The organism is Nitrospirillum pindoramense, from assembly GCF_007827955.1.
Taxonomy (GTDB): Bacteria; Pseudomonadota; Alphaproteobacteria; order Azospirillales; family Azospirillaceae; genus Nitrospirillum; species Nitrospirillum amazonense_B.
In genome coordinates, this window is the sequence record NZ_VITR01000017.1 from 123,208 (window position 1) to 143,235 (window position 20,028).

Consider the following 20,028-nt stretch of genomic DNA (forward strand, 5'->3'; position numbering starts at 1 on the left):
AAGCCAGCCCGGCGAGGCCGTCACGCCAGGGCGTCCAACCGCGCCAGGTGGGGCGCCTGGGCGGCGGCATCCAGGAAGGAGCCGGTGATGCTGTTGCGGGCCAGTTGCGCCAATTGCTCCCGGTCCAGGCCCAGGGCCGTCGCCACCCGCACGTAGTTGTCCAGCAGGTAGCCGCCGAAATAGGCCGGATCGTCGGCATTGACCGTGGCCCTCAGGCCCAGGTCCAGCATGCGCCGCAAGGGATGCGCCTCCAGGCTGGGCACGACGCAGAGCTTGAGGTTGGACAGGGGGCACACCGTGAGCGTCGTGCCCTGGTCCACCAGGCGACGGGTGAGCGCCTCATCCTCCAGCGCGCGGTTGCCATGGTCCAGGCGATCCACGCCCAGGATGTCCAGCGCCTGCCAGACATAGTCGGGCGGCCCCTCCTCCCCCGCGTGGGCCACCAGCTTCAGCCCCCGTTCCCGCGAAGCCTGGAACACCCGCGCGAACTTGGACGGGGGGTTGCCCACCTCCGACGAATCCAGCCCCACGCCCGCGATGCGGTCCAGATAGGGCTCCGCCGCCCTTAGCGTGGCGAAGGCCGCCTCTTCATCCAGGTGGCGCAGATAGCAGAGGATGAGGTGGGCGGTGATGCCCAGCTCCCTCTCCGCCGCCGCCATGCCGGCCAGCAGGCCGTCGGCCACCACCTGGAAGGGGATGCCCCGGTCGGTGTGGGTCTGGGGATCGAAGAAGATCTCGGCATGCACGCCGCCGTCGGCGGCCAGCCGGCGGAAATAGGCCAGCGCCAGGTCGCGGAAATCCTCCTCCGTGCGCAGGACCTGGGCCCCCTGGTAATAGATGTCCAGGAAGTCCTGAAGGTTGGTGAAGGCGTAGGCCGCCCGCACCTCCTCCACCGTGCGGAAGGGCAGCGCCACGCGGTTGCGGCGGGCGAACGCGAACATCTGCTCCGGTTCCAGGCTGCCTTCGATATGCAGGTGCAGCTCCGCCTTTGGCAGGCAACGGATGAAATCGGAGAGAGGGTCGGTCATCGGGCTGCCTTTTCTGGTCGCGGAAAAAGCCAGTGTAGCGCCAGGCCACCCATCGACGACAGCCTTTCCCACGGAACCATTAACAAGCCGATCACATCTGAAGGGAGCATAAATCAAAATTACACTCGCTAAACGGGTGTATCGCCGCGCGACATCTGTTAAATTGCCCCCAACAACTCAACCATAGGGCGGCCCTGGGCCGCGAAAAAAGGGGGTAAGCATGCACCGACATTCGACGCGTGGCGCGTCAATCAATTGGCGCTGGGCGGGGGCCGCGGCCCTTAGCCTGGCTTTGGGGGCGGCGACCGCGCAGCCCGCGACGGCGCAAAGCACGTTCGCCAATCCGCCCGTCCTGCCGCAGACGGCGCCGGCGCAAGGATCGGCCAACGTGCTGGGGCTGCCCAAGGCGTCTTCGGCCCTCAGCCTGGCCACCACCGCGCAGCCCCATGCCGGTAAAGAGCGCGCCTACGATCTGCACATCAAATACACCGACGCTGCCATTTACGACCCGGGTGAGCAGCGCTACCAGCGCCTGCATCTGCGCAGCTATGTCGGCACCGGTGTATCGCCCGGCACCCCCTATGTGGCCCCGGAAATCGACGTGACGCCCGGTGACACGGTGCGCATCACCCTGCACAACGACCTTCCGGCGGACCCGGACTGCACCAGCGGCAGCAAGCCGGTGGACGAGCCGCACTGCTTCAACGGCACGAACCTGCATTCCCACGGCCTGTGGGTCAGCCCGACGGGTAACAGCGACAACGTGCTGATCTCCATCAACCCGGGTGTCAGCTTCCAGTATGAGTACAACATACCGGCGGACCATCCGGCCGGGACCTTCTGGTACCACCCGCACCGTCACGGCTCGACCGCGCTGCAGGTGGCCAGCGGCATGGCCGGTGCCCTGATCATCCGTGGCGACCGCAAGCCGACGCCCCAGGTGAATGGCGACCTCGACACGTTGCTGGTGGGGCCGGATGGCCAATCCTTCAAGGAACGCACGCTGGTGTTCCAGCAGATCCAGTACTACTGCTTGGACAACAGCGGAAAGCCGACCTGGACCTGCCAGGCCAATCAAACCGGCATCATCGATACCTACGGCGCCATTCAGAACCCGCCCGGAAGCTCCTCCGCCACCAGTGATGAATTCGGTCCCGGCAGCTGGGCGAATTCGGGGCGGTGGACCAGCATCAACGGCGTGGTCATGCCAACCTTCACCGATGCCAAGGCGGGCACTGTGGAACGCTGGCGCCTGATCCATGCCGGCGTGCGTGAGACCATCAATGTGGAATTCCACAAGATGGTGGACACCACCGCCGCCACCGCGCGCCCGACCAAGGACGCCACCGGCAAGTTCATCGACACGGTATGCACCGGCCCCGCCGTGCCGTACCAGGTGGTGGCAGCCGACGGCCTGACCATGGGCAACACCCTGACCAACACCGATACCGTGCTACAACCGGGATACCGCTATGACCTGCTGGTGGTGTTCCCGGAACCCGGCAACTACTGCATGACCCAGGGCGCCATGAGTTCCAGCGCCACGGTCAGCCGTTCGGAAACGCTGCGCAGCCTGCTGGGTGTGGTGACCGTCCGCGGCGGCACCCCCACCGCCAACCCGACCCAGACCCTGGTGAACACCCTGGTGGCGTCCGCCCAACGCACCATGCCGGCCGATGTGAAGGACAGCATCATCCAGGATCTGACGGCCAAGGACGCCAAGGGCCAACCCAACATCCTGCTGACCCGCTTCGTCCCGCACCCCACCATCCTGGAAGGAGAGGTGGCGAACACCCCGACGCAAGAGATGTTGTTCTATCTGGGCCCCAAGGATCTCAACAACCCCAACGGCCCCGCCATCTTCACCGTGGGCAACACATTCAAGCTGGGGGCCAACGGACGGCCACAGACCATGCCCTATGATCCGACCATTATCGATCGTAAGCTGATCCTGGGCCAGGCACAGCAATGGGAACTGCGTTCTTACGGGATCAACCATCCCTTCCACATCCATGTGAACCCGTTCCAAATCGTCGCCATCCTGGATCCCGACGGCAACGACGTCAGCGCGCCGGGCTATGTTGAAAAGGACGGCGACAACCAGTACGCCGGCTTACGCGGCGTCTGGAAGGATACGCTATGGGTCAAGACGAAGGTCCCCTTCGGTGCCACCCTGACGGAGCCGGTCACGGGCTATTATCGCCTGATCGTCCGTACCCGGTATGAGCGGTACATCGGCGAATTTGTCCTGCACTGCCACATCCTGGACCATGAGGACCAAGGTATGATGCAGAATGTGCAGATCGGGATCAGCGACGGCAACGGCGGCATGGCCCACGCCCATCACTGATCACCTTCAAGTTTTCAAATTCCCTTCACTGCGGCCCAGCCTACCCGGCTGGGCCGTTTTTCTTTGCGCGTCTCGAAATGGGATTGGCGCCGACATGCTTGAGCGAGGCTCAACAAGCCTCCTGCGCTTTCGCGAAGACGCATAGGGGAACCATTCCGCAGCGGGGACCCGACGGACATTCCGGAAGCGGGCCCATGGCTGTTTTACCCCGGGAAAATGCATAGTAAATCGGGAAAATTTTAGTCAACTAAACTGAACAACTATTTATAAATTGCTATGTAAACGCGTTCACAGAAATGTAATATGGACTTTAGTGGTGCCGTTTGTGAATCTTTTCTTATTAATATTGTCTTAAGAGTCTCTACCCTATACCTTGGTGTAGGAAAGCAACCCCACCCATCCCCAAGGCACCCCCGCAATAGGCCCAAGGAATTCTTGGGATAGGAAGACTCATGGTCGCATTCTACAAGAAAATCATCGACCTGGCGGCGCTTGCCGAACTGGTGGAACAGGATGACGCGGCGCTGGATGGCATCTGCCTGTCATCCGATGGACGGTATCAAACACGCGAATTTCCTTTTGCCGGATTGAACGATCAGGTGGCCACCCACCTGCGGGCGGGCTTCCGCGATAGGGCTGAGCAGGATTTCCCCCAGTTGACCTGCGCCTGGGGCCGGGCGCGCGTGGGGTCCACCGCCCTGGCCAATCTGTTCGGTGTGGCCGGCCTGCCGTCCTATTACCAGCCGACCAAGGCGATCATGCGCCATGTGCTGGCCGCCGGCACGCCTGGCCCCTGGGTCGTTCCCCTGGCCGACCAGGCGCCCCACATCTTCTGCAAGGACGTGGCCGGCCCCTACCTGACGGCGGAATGCCTGTACGTTCCCCTGCGTATGCTGATCGAGGCGGGCTATCCCGCCAGCCGGCTGCACCTGGTGTTGCTAGATCGCCAGCCGCTGCACGGCTTGGCCTCCTGGCTGCGCAAATGGTCCCATCGCATGGGGCGCGAGCAGTTGATGGAAAACTTCGTCATCGCCTCGCTGAATGCCGTGCGGGTGGCGGCCTATGCCCACCGTCAGGGCGTTCCCGTCACCCACTATGTGTACGAGGCGGCCCGCCAGCCGGTGCCGGCGGCCAAGGCCCTGTTCAGCCGCGTGGGCCTGGGTGACCGCTTCACGCCGGAGATGGTGACCCATTGGCAGCGCATGGACAGCCTGGACGGCACCGGGTCCAGCGTCATTTTCCCCGATGAACCAGATGCCTATGCCGCGCCCGGCCTGCACCACCAGGCAGGCGGCGTGGCCAGCTACGGCTACCAGGACCGGGACAGGGGTTCTGTCACCGACGCCGACCTGGACCTGCTGCACCGCTTCGGGGTGGAGGAGGTGTACCAGCGCCACGCCGAGGCCTGCGCCCGCGATCTGGACCTGCCCCACGCCCTTTTCCGCGCGGACGGCAACCCGTGCGCCGTCGCCATCGCCTGACCCCATTCGTCCGCGAAAGAACCCCTCATGTTGAACAAACTGAAGATTTCCCACCGGCTGGCGCTGTTCATGCCCATGCTGGTGCTGGCCCTGGCCCTGGCGGTCAGCTTCGCCTTGTCCACCCTGCGCACCACGCTCATGGACGACCGCAAGGAAGAGCTGAAGCAGATCCTGACGGTCACCCGCGGGATCGCGCAAAATTGGTACGACCGTGAACAAGCCGGTGAGATGACCCGCGCCCAGGCGCAGAAGGGCGCCCAGGACGACATTCGCAAGCTGCGCTTCGGCAATGGCGAATACGTCTACGTCAACCAGTACGATGGCGTGACCATTGTCCACATCAAGCGGGAGTTCGAGGGCAAGAACCGCCTGGACTTCAGGACCGCGGACGGTGTGGAAACCGTGCGCCTGGGTATCGAGGCGGCCAAGCAGGGCGGCGGTTCCTTCACCTATACCTACCCGCGCCCCGGCAACAAGGGCGGCCCGGCCGAAAGCTTCCCCAAGATGACCTACAGCCTGGGCTTCGAGCCGTGGCAATGGGCATTGGGCGCCGGCATCTACATCGATGACGTGGACGTGATATATCATGATATATTGACTGATATGCTGCTGCTGACGGCCCTCGTGGTCCTCGCGGGGGGGCTGGTCGCCTATCTGCTGGCGCGCAGCATCGCCAAGCCGTTGAAGCTGATCACCGAACGCATGGGGCAACTGGCCGATGGCGACCTCGGCGTCGACATCCCCCTGTTGAACGACAAGCATGAGATCGGGCGGTTGGCCCGCGCGCTGGAGGTGTTCAAGCGCAATGGCCTGCGCAATGCCGAACTGACCCAGGCCCAACAAGCCGAGCAGCAGGAGAAGTTGCGCCGGCAACAGGCGGTGGAGGCTTCGCTGGCCGACTTCCAGCAGCGCACGGCGCAGGTTCTGGACAACGTGGTCAGCGCCTCGCAAGACGTGCGCAACCATTCATCGGGCCTGGCGGACATGGCGACGCAGAGCCGCGGCATGGTGGAAATGGCCAATAACGCCTCGGCCGAAACCACGGGCAATGTGCAGATGATCGCCAGCGCCGCCGAGGAACTGGCCGCCGCCGTGGGCGAGGTCAACAGCCAGGTCACCCGCTCCACCGACATCGCCGAGCGCGCCGTGGCCCAGGCCGAGCGGACCGGCGTCACCATGCAGGGCCTGGCGGACGCCGCCCAGAGCATCGGCAACATCATCCAGGTGATCCAGGAAATCGCCAGCCAGACCAACCTGCTGGCCCTGAACGCCACCATCGAGGCCGCCCGGGCGGGTGAGGCCGGCAAGGGCTTCGCCGTCGTCGCCAGCGAGGTCAAGACCCTGGCAAGCCAGACCACCAAGGCCACGGACGAGATCCAGGGCTACATCACCGGCATCCAGCAGGAAACCACCCGCGCGGTAGACGCCATCGGCACCATCGCCCATGTCGTGGGCGACATGCGGGCCATCGCCACCGCCATCGCCTCCGCCATGGAACAGCAGGGGGCGACCACCTCTGAGATCGCCCGCAACATCAACCAGGCGGCCATCGGCACCCAGCAGGTGACCTCCAACATCGTCGGCGTCGCCGGGGCCGCCGAACAGACCAGCCAGTCGGCCAACGCCCTGCGCTCCGCCTCCGAAGCGCTGCGCCTGGACGCCGACACCCTGAACGCGGAGATCACCGGCTTCTTCGCCCGCCTGCGCGCCATCTGACGACGGTCACGGGGGAAGGAAGGGCGGCGTTCCTGGCAGGGGGGCCGCCCTTCCTTCAGGGCGCCTTGGTCGCCTGGTCCGGCAAGCGCGTCGCCTCATTGTCCGACGGCAGCGCCTCCACGCTCCATCCGCCGCCCAGGGCGCGGATCAGGGCCACATCGGCCTGCACTTGGCGGGTGTGGAGGTCCAGGCTGCTCTGCTGGGCTTCCAGCAGGGCCGTTTGCGCCGTCACCACTTCCAGATAGCTGTCGGCGCCATCCCGATACAGGTTGGTGGCCATGTCCAGGGTGCGCTGGGCCGCCAGGGTGCCGGCGTCCTCGTCCTTGGCGGCGGCCCCCAGCCAGCGGATGGCGGCCAGATTGTCCTCCACCTCGCGGAAGGCGTTCAGCACCGTCTCGCGGTACTTCGCGGAGGCCTCATCATGCTGGGCCACCGCCTTGGCCAGGCCGGCATCCAGCCGCCCCCCCTCGAACAGCGGCAGGGTGATGCCCGGTCCCACCGACCAGAAGGCCATGGGCAGCTTGAGCAGGTTGAAGCCGGTGTCCTGGAAGCCGCCCACCGCCTGCAGGGACAGGTCCGGGTAATAGGCGGCGCGGGCCACGCCGATGCCGGCATTGGCGGCCAGCACGTCACGCTCCGCCGCCGCCACGTCGGGGCGGCGCTGCAACAGCGTGGACGGCAGGCCGGTCGGCACCGCCGGCAGGGTGGGCGTCCAGCGCACGGGCGCCAGTGAGAACTGGGCCGGGGCCGCGCCCACCAGGGCGGCGATGGCATGTTCCATCTGCGCCCGTTGCGAGGCAACCTGCGAAACCTGGGACCGGGCGCTGTCCAGCTGCGTTTCCGCGCGCGACACATCCATGCCGGCGACGATGTTGCCCTGGAACATCGTCTGGGTCAGGCTGAGCTGCTTCTCATAGGCCGTCACCGTGTCGGCCAGGATGTGCGCCCGTTCATCCAACCCGCGCAGGGCGAAGTAGTCGCTGGCCAGCTCCGCCTGCAGGCCAAGCCGCACCGAGGCCAGGTCGGCGGCACTGGCCTGAGCCGTCGCCCGGCCGGCCGCCACCTGGTTGCGCACCTTGCCCCACAGGTCGATCTCATAGGAGGCCGAGGCGCCGACGGTGTTGGAGCCATAGACATCCCGCTGGCCAGCACCGCGCAGCGGCCGATCCTTGGACTGCCGGTTGTTCGTCAGGCTGGCGGTGCCATCCACACGCGGCAACAGGCCGGCGGAGACGGCGGCGGCATCCGCTCGGGACTCGTCATAGCGGGCCAGCGCCACCGCCAGGGTGGGATTGGCCGCCTCTATCCTATCCTCAAGGCCGTTCAGCACCGGGTCGTTGAAGGCGGTCCACCACGGGCCACGCGTCACCTGGTCCGCCGGCTGGGCCGGCTGCCACGGGGCGCCGCCGGCCTCCTTGAAGGCGGGCGGCAGGTCGAGGTGGGGCGGCTGGTAATCCGGCGCCAGATTACAAGCCGACAGTGCCAGCAGCGCGCCGCCGGCCAGAAGGGTTTTGCCGAGAGACATGGCTGTTACCGGTCCGCCTTGGGCGCGGCGGGGGACGCCGCATCCGCCATCTTGTCCGTCACCCCACCCGCCCCGGCCAGGCGCACCGGGTCGCCCGACGCCAGCGTCTCGGGCGGGTTGTCGATCACCTTGTCCGCCGGCGTCAGGCCGGCCACGATCTCCACGCTGTCACCCATGTCGCGGCCGATGGTGACCGTCTTCAGCAGCGCCTTGCCATCGGGCCCGACAACGGCCACCTCCGCCCCCTTGTCGCTGGGGATCAGGGTGGTCGCCGGCACCTTCACCATGCCGGGGGTGCTGGGCACCTGGAAATGCACCTCGGCGAAGGTGCCAGGCGTCAGCACGCCGTCCGGATTGTCAGCCTGCAGCTCCACCAGCATGGTGCGCGACGCCTGGCTGACGGCATTGGCCGTCGTCACCAGCGTGGCGTCGAAATGCCGGCCCGGATATTGCGGCAGGTCGAAGGTGGCCTTGACCCCCGGGGTCAGCAGGCTGGCGAAGGCCTGCGGGATCTGGACGTACAGGCGCATGCGGTGCAGGTCCGACACCTGGAACAGTTCCTGCCCCACGCCGCCGCCGGCGTTGATCAGGGCCCCGACGTCGGTGGTGCGCGCCGTGACCACGCCATCGAAGGGCGCCACGATGCGCTTGAACGCCGTCAGCGCCTCCAGCCGGCGGACGTTGGCGGCGGCACTTTCCACCGCGGCGCGCTTGGCGGCACTATCGCCCACCTTCTCGTCCGCGGCCTGCTGCGACACCGACTGCGAGGCCACCAGCGCCGCCCAACGCTTGGCCGTCAGGTCGGCCAGACGGGCGGTCGCCTCGGCCTTGGTCAAGTCGGCCTTGGCCTGTTCCAGCTGCTGGTCCAGGTCCGGGGTGTCGATGGTGCCCAGCAGGTCACCCGCCTTCACCTTGGCGCCGATATCCTTGTCCCAGCTTTTCAGATAGCCGCTGACCCGGGCGTAGATGGGCGCCTGGGTGTAGGCCTGCAGCGTGCCCGGCAAGGTCAGCGCCTGCTGCGCCGCCCCACGGGTGAGGGGGGCCAGGGCCACGGTGGGGATGGCCTGGTCGGCGTTCCACTGTACCAGCTCGCGCGTCGCCCGGGCACGGTCGGTAAGGCCAACGGTGACGATGGCGCCGGCGGCAAGCAGGGCCACCCCGCCCAACAGGGCCAGGCGGCGGGGATTGGGGGTGGTGATCTGGGCGGTGGACATTGTCGGGTCGCTCCTATCCGGGACGGCGGCTGCGGCTTAGGGAAGATCGGGTCGAAAGGGGGCTGGCTCAGACGGGGGCCGGCGTGGCGTGACCATCCGGGGTGTGCCCGTCATGTGCGTGTCCCCCTGGGGCATGGGCGCGTTCATGGTCACGGGCATGCACCAGGCTGAACAGCGCCGGCACCAGGAACAGCGTGGCCAGGGTGGCGAAGACCAGGCCGCCGATGACGGCGCGTCCCAAGGGGGAGTTCTGCCCCGGCTCGATGGCCATGGGCGCCATGCCGATGACCATGGCCAGAGCCGTCATCAGAACCGGACGGAAACGGGTGTGGCCCGCCTCCATCGCCGCGGTCAGGGCGTCGACGCCGGCGGCCAGCCGTTCCCGGGCGAAGCTGATGACCAGGATGCTGTTGGCCGTGGCCACGCCCATGCACATGATGGCGCCGGTCAGGGCCGGCACCGACAGGGTGGTGCCGGTGCCGAACAGCATCCAGACGATGCCGGCCAAGGCACTGGGCAGGGCCATGACGATGACGAAGGGATCCAGCCAGGATTGGAAGTTCACGACGATCAGCAGGTAGATCAGCACGATGGCGAAGGCCAGGCCGACGAACAGCTGATGATAGGCGCTGGTCATGGTGGTGACCTGGCCCTGGATGTCGACGTGGCTGCCGCGCGGCAACTCCGCCGCCATGCTGTCGATGGCCTTCTGCACGTCGCTGGCGATGGCCCCCAGGTCACGGTCCTTGGGTGTGGCGTAGATGTCGATGGTGGGCCGGACGTTGTAGTGGGTCACCACCGCGTCCTGCCGGCCCCGGCTGATCTGCGCCAAGCCCCCCAGAAGCTGGCTGGCGCGGCCGGTGCTGGCGGGTGTGAGCGGCAGGGTCTGCAGGCCGGCCATGGTGTCGATATCGCGCTGCGGCGTCTGGATGGACACGGGGTAGGAAATGCCGTTCTTGTGGTTCAGCCAGAAGGTCGGTGCCGTCTGGGTGCTGCCGGCCAGCGTGTCCAGCATGGTGGTGGCGGCGTCCTTCTCGGTCAGCCCCACCAGCCCGGCCAGTGAGCGATTGACCGATACCTTCAGCGACGGCAGCTGGAATGCCTGTTCGATGCGGGCGTCGGCCACGCCGGGAATGCGGGCGATCTTGGCCAGCAGCTTGTTGGTGTAGGCGCGGTTAGCCTGCAGATCGCTGCCGACGACCTTCACGTCCAGCGGGGCAGGCAGGCCGAAGTTCAGCACCTGGGTGGTGATGTCCGCCGGCAGGAAGGCGAAGGTCGTGCCGGGGAACAGGCGCGGCAGGTCATGGCGCAGGATGTCGACATAGCCGTCAGTCGGCGCGTGGTCCTTCTTCAGCGCGATCAGGATGTCCGCATCCTCCACGCCGATGGTGCCGCTGTTGCCATAGGCCATGTTGATGCCGCTGACCGGCAGGCCGATGTTGTCCACGGTCCCGGCCAGATCTTTGGGCGGGATGACATGGCGGATGGCGTCACCCACGCGGTCGCACAGGCGGCTCATTTCCTCAATACGCAGGCCAGTACGGCCCCGCACGTGGATCTTGATCTGCCCGCCATCGACCGCGGGGAAGAAGTTCTGCCCCAGGAAGGGCGCCAGCCCGAAGGATCCCAGCGACACCACCAGGAAGCCGCCGATCAACCAGCGCCGGTTTTGCAGGCCCAGAAGCAGCAACCCCTGGTACGTCGCACGCACCGCCTCGAACCCGCGTTCGAACACCCGCTGGAACTTGACGAAGGGGTTGCGCGTGGGCGCGCCGTGGACATCGGTGTGCAGGCCGTGGCCGGCATGGGTCTGGTTGCGCAGCAGGTAATTGGCCAGGGTCGGCACCAAGGTGCGCGACAGCACGTAGGAGGCCATCAGCGCGAACACCACCGCCTCCGCCATGGGGCGGAACAGGAAGCCGGCCACGCCGCCAAGGCCGAACATGGGCACGAAAGCGATGCAGATGCACAGGAGCGAAACGGTGGCCGGCACCACGATCTGCTTGGCGCCGTCCAGGATGGCGGTTTCGATGGGCTTGCCGTGTTCCAGGTGCCAGTTGATGTTCTCGATGGTCACGGTGGCATCGTCCACCAGGATACCCACGGCCAGCGCCAGGCCACCCAGGGTCATGACGTTGATGGTCTCCCCCAGCACGGACAGGGTGGTGATGGAGGCCAGGATGGCCAGCGGAATGGACACCGTGATGATGAGGGTGGACCGCCAGCTGCCCAGGAACAGCAGGATCAGCAGCCCGGTCAGGCCGGCGGCGATGACACCCTCGCGGATCACGCCGCTGACGGCGTCCTTCACGAAGATGGACTGGTCGCCGATGGGGGTCAGGGTGACGCCGTCGGGCAGCGTCTTTTCCACATCGGGCAGGCGCTGGTAGACGCCGGCGATGATGTCGAGGGTGGAGGCGGAGCCGGCTTTCAGCACCGACATCAGCACCGCCTTCTTGCCATCCACATGCACGACGTTGGTTTGGGGCGGGCTGCCATCGTGCACATTGGCGACATCCCGCATATAGACGACGGCCCCGTTCACCGTCTTGATCGGCAAGTCATTGAAAGTATTGATATTAACCGGGGAGTCGTTCAGGTCCACCGGATATTCCAGCTTGCCGATCTTCTGCGTGCCGGCCGGGGTGATCAGGTTCTGCACCGACAGGGCGGCGGCGACGTCGGTGGCGGACAGGCCGTAGGCGTGCAGGGCCTGCTGGTTCAGGTCGATCTGAACCTGGCGGACCTTGCCGCCATAGACCGAGGGCAGCACGGCGCCCGGCACCGTCACCAACTGCGGCCGGATGGAGTTCTGGGCGATATCGTTCAGCCGTGTTTCCGACAGATGGTCGCTGGACAGCGCCAATTGCAGGATGGGCACGCTGGCGGCGTTGAAGGTCAGGACCTGCGGCGGGTTAATGCCCGGCGGCATCTGCTTCAGCACCGTCTGCGAAATGGCCACGACCTGCGCCTGGGCAGCGTTGATGTTGACGTTGGGCTGGAAGAAGACCTTCACCACCCCGAAGCCCTGCATCGACTGGGATTCGATGTGCTCGACATCGTTCACGGTGGAGGTGAGCGACCGCTCGTAATAGCCGATGATGCGCCCCGCCATGTCGTCGGGCTGCAGGCCGTTGTAGGTCCACACCACGGCGATGACGGGAATGCCGATGTCGGGGAAAATGTCGGTCGGCGTCTTCACCGCCGATGACACGCCGAAGATGAGGATCAGGATGGCCATCACGATGAAGGTGTAAGGCCGCCGCAGGGCGATCTTGACGATTTCGATCATGACGGCGCCCCCGCGCTTAAACGGGAACGGTCGGCGCGGGGCCGGTGGCGGTCATTCAGGATGTGGTGCGACACGTCTCGTGATCCCTCGAGAACGGGTTCGGAAAACCCAACACCCTGGGAAATAGGGGACGTTCCGGTTAATTGGGATTAAATAATTTTTTTGGTTGCAGTGCGAAATGACACAGAAGCCAACCGCCCCGCGCGGGCTAAAATGGCCGAGCGGTCAGGCCGCCATGCGATGGCGAACGCGGGCAGAGGTGGAACCCCCTCAGGGGGGCCGGCAACTGGAAGTGGAATCCCGTCGCTGATCCTGGAACTTCATTGCCGGGATCGATCGCCCAAGGATAGAGCCTGGCCGCCACCAGGAGACGCGGCTAGAGCATAACAACGGTGCGAAAGACACCCTTTTTCAACATGATAGTATCCTGCATATTTTGACGCTGATCTATGTTCCAGTTCACGGTGGCGACTTTGATATCCAATCTGAAGATTCCAGTACGCCTTTTTGGCGCGTTTGGAATACTAATAGTTCTGATAATTTCCTTGATTACAGTCTCCGTTATCCGTTTTGAGAGTATCAAGCGGGAATATGAGACGGCCCACCGCCGGTCGGAGGCGGTCATCGGACTGAAGAATGCCTATCTCAATGTCCGCCAAGGGCGCGTCATGACTTGGAGCTACGTGGCAACGGGTGACGAGTCCTATATCGCTAAACGCGACAAAGCCTTTGGGGATGCGATATCGGATATCGATACCGTGAGCCGGAAGATCCGCACCGATGAGGGCAAAAAGCTGACGCAGGCCTTCGCGGACACCGTGACCACGTTTGCTGCGGATGCGAAATCCTTTGATGCCTTGCGGGCGCGCGGCGTCGCCGCCAATTCAGATGAGTTCCGCGCGGCAGTAAAGACGATCGATGACTCGGCCAAGCGTTACGCAGATGCCAACGACGCCGTTTCTCATTACTTCGAGAACCTGAATAACCAGAACGCCCAGGAAGTGAAGGATGTGATCGACCAGGCCATAAGCCTGTCGATCACCGCCGGTACAGCGGGAATAGTGGCCGGGCTGGTGATGGCGTGGCTGATCGGGCGGGGGATCGTCAACCCCATCCGCGCCCTGCAGATGGCAATGGACCGGCTTGCCAGGAACGACACCGCCGTCGACATTCCGGGAACGGAGCGCAAGGACGAGATCGGCGGGATGGCGCACGCCGTCGGCGTGTTCAAGAGCAACGCCCTCGACAACGCCCGCCTGCGGGCGGAGCAGGAGGCGCAACGCGCGCAGGCGGCGGAAGATCAGAAGCGGGCGATGAACCGCATGGCTGACGATTTCGAGGCCAAGGTCATGGGCATGGTCCAGACCGTTTCCACATCCTCCGCGGCGCTGAAGAACGCGTCGTTGACCATGGCGTCGGCGGCGGAGCAATCCTCCAACCAGGCCGTCACCGTGGCGACCGCGTCCACGCAGACGTCGGCCAATGTGCAGACCGTCGCCACCGCCACGGAGGAGCTGTCCTCCTCCATCAAGGAAATCGCCCGGCAGGTGACGCAGTCCGCCGCCATCGCCGGCGAGGCGTTCGACAAGGCCACCGCCACCAACGCCCTGGTGCAGAACCTGACGGGCGCCGCGGAGCGCATCGGCGGCGTGGTCAGATTGATCGACGATATCGCCAGCCAGACCAACCTGCTGGCGCTCAACGCCACCATCGAGGCCGCCCGCGCCGGCGAGGCGGGCAAGGGCTTCGCCGTCGTCGCCAGCGAAGTGAAGATGCTGGCCGACCAGACGGCGAAGGCCACTGGTGAAATCGGCCAGCAAATCACGTCGATGCAGGAAGAAACCCACAGCACCGTGACGGCCATCAAGGACATTTCCCTGATCATCGAGCAGATCAGGGGCATTTCCACCGCCATCTCCTCCGCCGTGGAAGAGCAGGGCGCCGCCACGATGGAGATCGCCCGCAACGTCCAGCAGGCGGCCCAGGGCACCCATCAGGTCAGCGAGGCCATCGCGGGCGTCACCGAAAGCTCCAACACCACGGGCACGATCGCGCAACAGGTGCTGACCTCGGCCGGGGAGTTGTCGGACAACTCGGAAAATCTGCGCCAGGAAGTGCAGGTCTTCCTCACCTCGGTGCGAGCGTAAGCCGCGACGGCGGTCCCCGAGCGCCGGTTTCCTTAATCGCCCTGCGCCTGCGGCGTGCCACAGGCCAGGGCGATGACGGCACCGGTCTCGCCACCGCCGATCACCAGGCGAAAACCGTGCAGGGTGGCGATGGCCTGCACCAGGGACAGGCCCAAGCCGTTACCCTGGACATGGCGGCTTTTGTCCAAGCGGTACAGGCGGCGGATGACGGCCGCCCGCTCCGCCACCGGAATGCCGGGTCCGGTGTCCGACACCTCCAGCACCGGGCCCTGGCCGCCGCCCTCCTCCGTCGCCGCCATATGGGTGCGGATGACGATGCGGCCGCCCTCGGGCGTGAACTTCACGGCGTTGTCCAGCAGGTTGGCCGCCGCCTCGATCAGCAGGTCCCGGTCCCCCACCACGAACAGGGATCCGGACTCCTCCCGCTCCAGGGTCACGCCCTTGGCCTCGGCCAACGGCTCGTAAAGGTCGAAGGCCTCCATCGCCACCTCCGTCAGGTCCACGGTGGTGAACCCGGCCTGGCGGCGGCTGTCCTCCAGTTCCGCGATGCGCAGCAGGGCGGTGATCATGGCGAAGGCCTTGTCCAGGTCGGCCAGCGCCGCCTCGGCCCCCCGCCGCAACTCACCGGGGCCGGGGGACGCCAGCCCCCGTTCCAGCTTGGCGCGCATGACCGACAGCGGGGTGCGCAGGTCATGGGCGATATTGTCGCCCACCGCCCGTATCTCATCCAGCAGATGGACGATGCGGTCCAGCATCTGGTTCACGCGGGCCGACAGCTGGTCCAGGGCGTCACGATTGCCGGACAAGGGCAATCGTTCGCGCAAGTCGCCGCCCATGATGCGCGCGATGGTCTGCTGCACGGTTTCCACACGCCGCCGGGCCCGCGCGCCGACCAGGATGCCGGAGGCCAGCACCAGGGCCACCGCCGGCAGCAGGCCCATGATCAGCGTCCGGGCCACGACCCGTTGCAAGGCCAGCAGTTCATCCATGGCCCGGCCCAGCACCACCACACCCCCGTCCGGCCGCCGGGCCGCCGCCACAATGGCGGGCTCGGGTCGATCCGTGTTGTTGGTCTGGATATCCAGGCGGTGACCGCTGTCGTCTATGGGCAAATCCGGCGGCAAGACGTCCAGGTTGCCGTAGCGCAGCTTGCCATCGGCATCGAACCAGGCGGCCACGGTGACCCGGTGATAGTCCGCCATGATGCGGACCTGCAGCTGGTACAGCAGCACGTCGTCGCGCGTCTGCGCCGCCAGCGCCGCCTCCTGCACCAAGTCCCGGCGCATGCGGCGGGTTTCGACCTCGCTGGTCTGCCAGTAGATGAAGCCGAAGATGAGCAGCATACCCACCGACAGCGCCGTGGCGAAGCCGAGCGCCAGCCGGAACGGACCGGCCCGGAAGAGATCAATCCGCGGCACGGAGCATGAACCCGGCGCCACGGACACGATGGATCATGGGCAGTTCCCCGACATCATCGATCTTGTGACGCAGCTTGCCCATATGCACGTCGACCACGTTGGTCTGCGGCACGAAGCGATAATGCCAGACGTCGGTCAACAGCATGGCCGGCGTGATCACCTGATCCGGCCGGCGCATCAGATATTCCAGCAGCTTGAATTCCCGGGGCAGCAGCGGCACCTCCCGCTCCCCCCGGCGCACGGTGCGGTTCAACAGGTCCATCTCCAGCGACCCCACGCGCAGGGTGGTGGCGCGGGTATCCGGTGGGCGGCGGCGCAGTGCCTCGACACGGGCCACCAGTTCCGCCACGGCGAAGGGCTTGGTCAAGTAATCGTCGCCACCGGCATTCAAGCCCCGCACCCGGTCATCGACCGAGCCCAGGGCGCTCAACACCAGGATGGGGGTGGCGATACCCTCATCCCGCAGGTCCTGCACCAGGTCCAACCCGTCCATCCCGCCGGGCAGCATGCGGTCGACGATGATCACCGCCACGCCCCGGTCGGCGCGCAGCATCTCCAGCGCGGCGGCGGCGGTGACGGAATGGCTGACGGAATAGCCGCGGGCCTCCAGGCTGGTCACAATCTCCCGCGCCATGTCGGGCTCATCTTCAACCAGATGGAGGTGGGCAATGGTTTCGGAGGACGGCATCGGGCACAGGTTCCAGGAAGATCCTCCCCTTAATCTAGTGGCTTCCCGTCCGGTTGGGAATTTGGACTGAGGTGATTTTTGAGGGTGGCGACGTTACGCCCCGCGCAAGGCCGCCGTCACACCCCCTGCCCCCCTCCCAATCCGTCACGCCATGGAAATCCACACCTGGGAATGCCGGGCCCGGCCGAAATCCTCATCCCCCGGCGCGCCGGTATCGGCGATCACCTGTCCTTGCGCGCCCAGCGCGTAGTTGACACCGGAATTGGTGCCGCCGACGGCATCAGCTCGCACCGGCAGACGGTTCATGCGGGCATAGTTGGGGATGGCCAGCAGGGGCGTGCCGTCCTGCCAGCGGCCCTTGATGGCGACCACACCGCCCAGCAGGTCCGGCCGCCATTCGGCGGTGAGCGGTGCCGTCGACAGGGGCGCATCAATGGTGGGCTGGTCCGCCTTCTCCACGTTGTAGACCAGCGGACCGTAGCGCAGGGCGACCTTGCCCCGGGTCGCCTCCACCTTGTCATCGCCCGTCACGCGCTGCACCGCCAGGGGCAGGACGAAATCCACGCGGTCGCCCGCCGCCCACTCCCGCTCCACCACCGCGTAGCCTTTCTCCAGGCGATATTGGACCGGCTTGCCGTTCACCGTCAGGCTGACCAAGCCGCGCACCGGCGGCACGGCGGTGTAAAGTGCGCTGGTGGCGCGATCAGGCACCCGGATACGCACGGCGAAGGGGGTGGTTTGGGCCGGGTTGACGGTCAGGGACACCGCCCCGTCCCACGGGTAGTTGGTCTTCTGCACCATCTCCACCCGGCTGCCGGCGACATCGCCCACATTCACCCGGCTGCCGATGAAGAGGTTGACGTTCACCCCGGCCTTGTCCTTGGCATAGGCCCAGGTCGGAACCATCAGCAGGGTGCGTGGGATGTTGCCCACACAGCAGGGACAAACGTGCCAGGCCGTGCGCTCGGTATCCACCAGGGGATTGGTGTAGCAGAAGGTCTTGCCGTCCAGCGCCGTGGAGCCCAGCAGGGCATTGTACATCGTCTCCTCATAGAGATCGGCGTACTTGGCGTCGTGATAGGCCAGGTTCAGCTTGTACTGGAAAAAGATCAGCCCGCAGCTGGAGCAGGATTCGCAATAGGCGTCGTTGCGCAAGGCGTAGTTCTCGCCAAAGCCCTCCGCCGTGTCACCGCTGCCCACGCCGCCGGTGACGTAATATTTCTTGTTCACCATGTTGTCCCACAGGGACAGTACGGCGCTCTGGTAATCAATGTCGCGGGTTTCGGCCGCGATGTCCGCCATGCCGGAATAGAAATAGACGGCGCGGACGGCATGGCCCACCGCCTCATACTGCCGGCCCGGCGGCAGGTGGCTCTGGTCGTATTCCGAACCGCCCCGCCGGCTGTCCAGCAGGAAGCGCGCCAACCGGATGTAGGCGTCGCCGTGGCCCCGTCCCTCCATATCGTTGACGAAGCGCCCGAAACGCACCAGCGCCTGCTCCATTTCCTGGTGGCCGTCGAACCACTCCTTCTTGCCCGGGCCGATGTTGGCAACCCAGCAATCCGCCAGCTTCTTGGCGGCGTTGTACAGGCGCAGATCCTTGCCGCCGGTCAGGGTATAGTGGTTGATGGCGGACTCGATAAAATACCCGGCGACATAGCCCTCATGGTTGCCGCGCTGCTCCGGTGACCAGCGCGCCGGCCATTTGGCCCGGTCGGCCAGGGTATAGGCGGTCTGGAGATAGCCATCCGGCTCCTGCGCCGCCAGGATGATGGGAATCCATTCCTCCAGCTTGCGGCGCATCCGGTCATGGGCGGCGATGATTTCCTGATCGCCCTGCGGGTCGACCATCAGGGCGATGCACATGGATTCCACCGTCTGGTGCACCCAGGCGTTGGAAAAGACATAGCCCTTGTGGACGCCGTGCGGCTCCCCACGCAGGGCCTTGCCCGCCTCGATGAAATTGTCCAGGCCCCCCTGCCCGATCTTCAGGTCCGTGCGCTCGCAGTAGTCAATGCAATGGGGAATCCAGGTGGTGATCAGCGCCTTGGCCCGCGCCGACCACAGGGGGCTGTCGATGGCGTAGGGCGTGGTATAGACGACATCCAGCCGCTCGTCCGGCGGCGGTGTTTCCGCCCGCACCTTCAGGGTGGACTGGGCCGATTTGCCGTCCGCCTTGGCGCTCAGCTGCAGCACATACTCGCCGGGGGCGGAGAAACGCGCGGTGGTGTCGACGCGGGTGGCATCGGCGAAGCTGACAGCACCGGGGCCGCTAACCTTGTGCCATAGGGCCGCGGCGGCCGGAACGGTATCGAGCGTGCGCACCGTGCCGCCCAGATAGGTTTGGCCGCCCAGCACAACGGCGCGGTCCTGGCCGGCGGTGACCAGCGGCGGGAACACTGGCACAGCGCCATGGCTCCACACCCGCCATTGCAGCACACCGACCGAGGCCTTGGCCGCCGGGTCGATATCCAGGCGCAGCCGCGTGGTAGTGACGGGGTCGAAGGTGGCGCGGTTGTGGGCGTCAGGCACCAGGCCCAACCCCCGCGCGTTGCGCACGGGCACGAAGCGCTTGCCATCCCAGGCGGATACCCGCCAACCCGTGGGCAAGGCCCCCTTCCATCCGCCCAGCCACCAATAGACATCCACGGCGTCGGTGCGAACCGGCACGTCCCAGGCATATTCAACCCAGGCCGGACCGGACTCCGGCTCCGTGGCGAAGGCGCCTTCCGTATCATCCTTGGAATTGGTGGGGATGGCGTTGGTGTTGATGGCCGCCAGGCGGGTGCCGCTGGACCGGTTGGACCATCTGGTGCGGGCCATGACCGCCAGGTTGGCGGGTGCCGGCGGATTGGCCGCCAAAGCCGTGTGGGTGACCAGTCCCGCCACCAGGGACGCCCCCCCTGTGGCGGCCAGGAAGCGCCGCCGATCGACCGTACTGTCAAAAGGCCCCGTGGCAGGTGCCGGCGTTTCCTCCGCAGGATTGGATTGGTCGCTGTGGATCGAAGCCAGGACCCGGCCGCGCGTGCTGCTCATGTTGTTCTTTCCCTCCGGGCCTGTGGGCTTGGCCATCAATGCTGGCGGCCACCCAGGCGCCTCCCCACCATAATATTATCATATGACTATATACGGGAGGGGGTCAACTTTGAGGGACTGGCCCGGTGGAACG

General features: G+C 65.9%; 11 protein-coding genes. 4 read left to right on the forward strand and 7 right to left on the reverse strand.

All coding sequences use genetic code 11. From position 1 onward, the window contains the following. Nucleotides 1–20: 20 nt before the first annotated feature. Complete coding sequence (locus tag FBZ90_RS23690; RefSeq protein WP_145735461.1) at nucleotides 21–1,028, reverse strand: adenosine deaminase; 1,008 nt, start codon at nucleotides 1,026–1,028, stop codon at nucleotides 21–23. A gap of 220 nt (nucleotides 1,029–1,248) precedes the next feature. On the opposite strand from FBZ90_RS23690, the gene FBZ90_RS23695 reads away from it, so the two are divergent. From FBZ90_RS23695 to FBZ90_RS23705, 3 genes are all read left to right on the forward strand, one after another. After that, nucleotides 1,249–3,378, forward strand: coding sequence for a multicopper oxidase family protein (locus FBZ90_RS23695; RefSeq protein WP_145735463.1), 2,130 nt, complete (start codon nucleotides 1,249–1,251; stop codon nucleotides 3,376–3,378). 452 nt (nucleotides 3,379–3,830) lie between these two features. Then, complete coding sequence (locus tag FBZ90_RS23700) at nucleotides 3,831–4,859, forward strand: sulfotransferase family protein (RefSeq protein WP_246130789.1); 1,029 nt, start codon at nucleotides 3,831–3,833, stop codon at nucleotides 4,857–4,859. Between the two features lie 27 nt (nucleotides 4,860–4,886). Beyond that, nucleotides 4,887–6,575, forward strand: coding sequence for a methyl-accepting chemotaxis protein (locus tag FBZ90_RS23705; RefSeq protein WP_145735465.1), 1,689 nt, complete (start codon nucleotides 4,887–4,889; stop codon nucleotides 6,573–6,575). Nucleotides 6,576–6,630: 55 nt separating this feature from the next. Here the strand turns inward: FBZ90_RS23705 and FBZ90_RS23710 are convergent, their stop codons facing one another. The 3 genes from FBZ90_RS23710 to FBZ90_RS23720 form a co-directional block, all read right to left on the reverse strand. Then, nucleotides 6,631–8,100, reverse strand: a complete 1,470-nt coding sequence (locus FBZ90_RS23710) for an efflux transporter outer membrane subunit (RefSeq protein WP_145735467.1) — start codon at nucleotides 8,098–8,100, stop codon at nucleotides 6,631–6,633. 5 nt (nucleotides 8,101–8,105) lie between these two features. Next, nucleotides 8,106–9,314 (reverse strand): efflux RND transporter periplasmic adaptor subunit, encoded by a 1,209-nt coding sequence (locus tag FBZ90_RS23715; RefSeq protein WP_186456013.1) that lies wholly within the window; start codon nucleotides 9,312–9,314, stop codon nucleotides 8,106–8,108. A 67-nt stretch (nucleotides 9,315–9,381) separates the two neighbouring features. Then, on the reverse strand, nucleotides 9,382–12,606 hold the full coding sequence (locus FBZ90_RS23720) for an efflux RND transporter permease subunit (RefSeq protein WP_145735469.1): 3,225 nt from the start codon (nucleotides 12,604–12,606) through the stop codon (nucleotides 9,382–9,384). A 449-nt stretch (nucleotides 12,607–13,055) separates the two neighbouring features. Between FBZ90_RS23720 and FBZ90_RS23725 the strand changes: the two genes are divergently transcribed. Then, nucleotides 13,056–14,753: a methyl-accepting chemotaxis protein gene (locus tag FBZ90_RS23725; RefSeq protein WP_145735471.1), complete on the forward strand. Its 1,698-nt coding sequence runs from the start codon at nucleotides 13,056–13,058 to the stop codon at nucleotides 14,751–14,753. A gap of 32 nt (nucleotides 14,754–14,785) precedes the next feature. Here FBZ90_RS23725 and FBZ90_RS23730 read toward each other — a convergent pair whose 3' ends face one another. The 3 genes from FBZ90_RS23730 to FBZ90_RS23740 form a co-directional block, all read right to left on the reverse strand. Beyond that, nucleotides 14,786–16,171 (reverse strand): sensor histidine kinase, encoded by a 1,386-nt coding sequence (locus FBZ90_RS23730; protein ID WP_145735473.1) that lies wholly within the window; start codon nucleotides 16,169–16,171, stop codon nucleotides 14,786–14,788. Further along, on the reverse strand, nucleotides 16,158–16,859 hold the full coding sequence (locus FBZ90_RS23735; protein WP_145735475.1) for a response regulator transcription factor: 702 nt from the start codon (nucleotides 16,857–16,859) through the stop codon (nucleotides 16,158–16,160). The genes FBZ90_RS23730 and FBZ90_RS23735 overlap by 14 nt, the downstream gene beginning before the upstream one ends. Before the next feature lie 144 nt (nucleotides 16,860–17,003). Next, on the reverse strand, nucleotides 17,004–19,895 hold the full coding sequence (locus FBZ90_RS23740; protein WP_246130791.1) for a glycoside hydrolase family 127 protein: 2,892 nt from the start codon (nucleotides 19,893–19,895) through the stop codon (nucleotides 17,004–17,006). Between the last annotated feature and the right edge of the window lie 133 nt (nucleotides 19,896–20,028).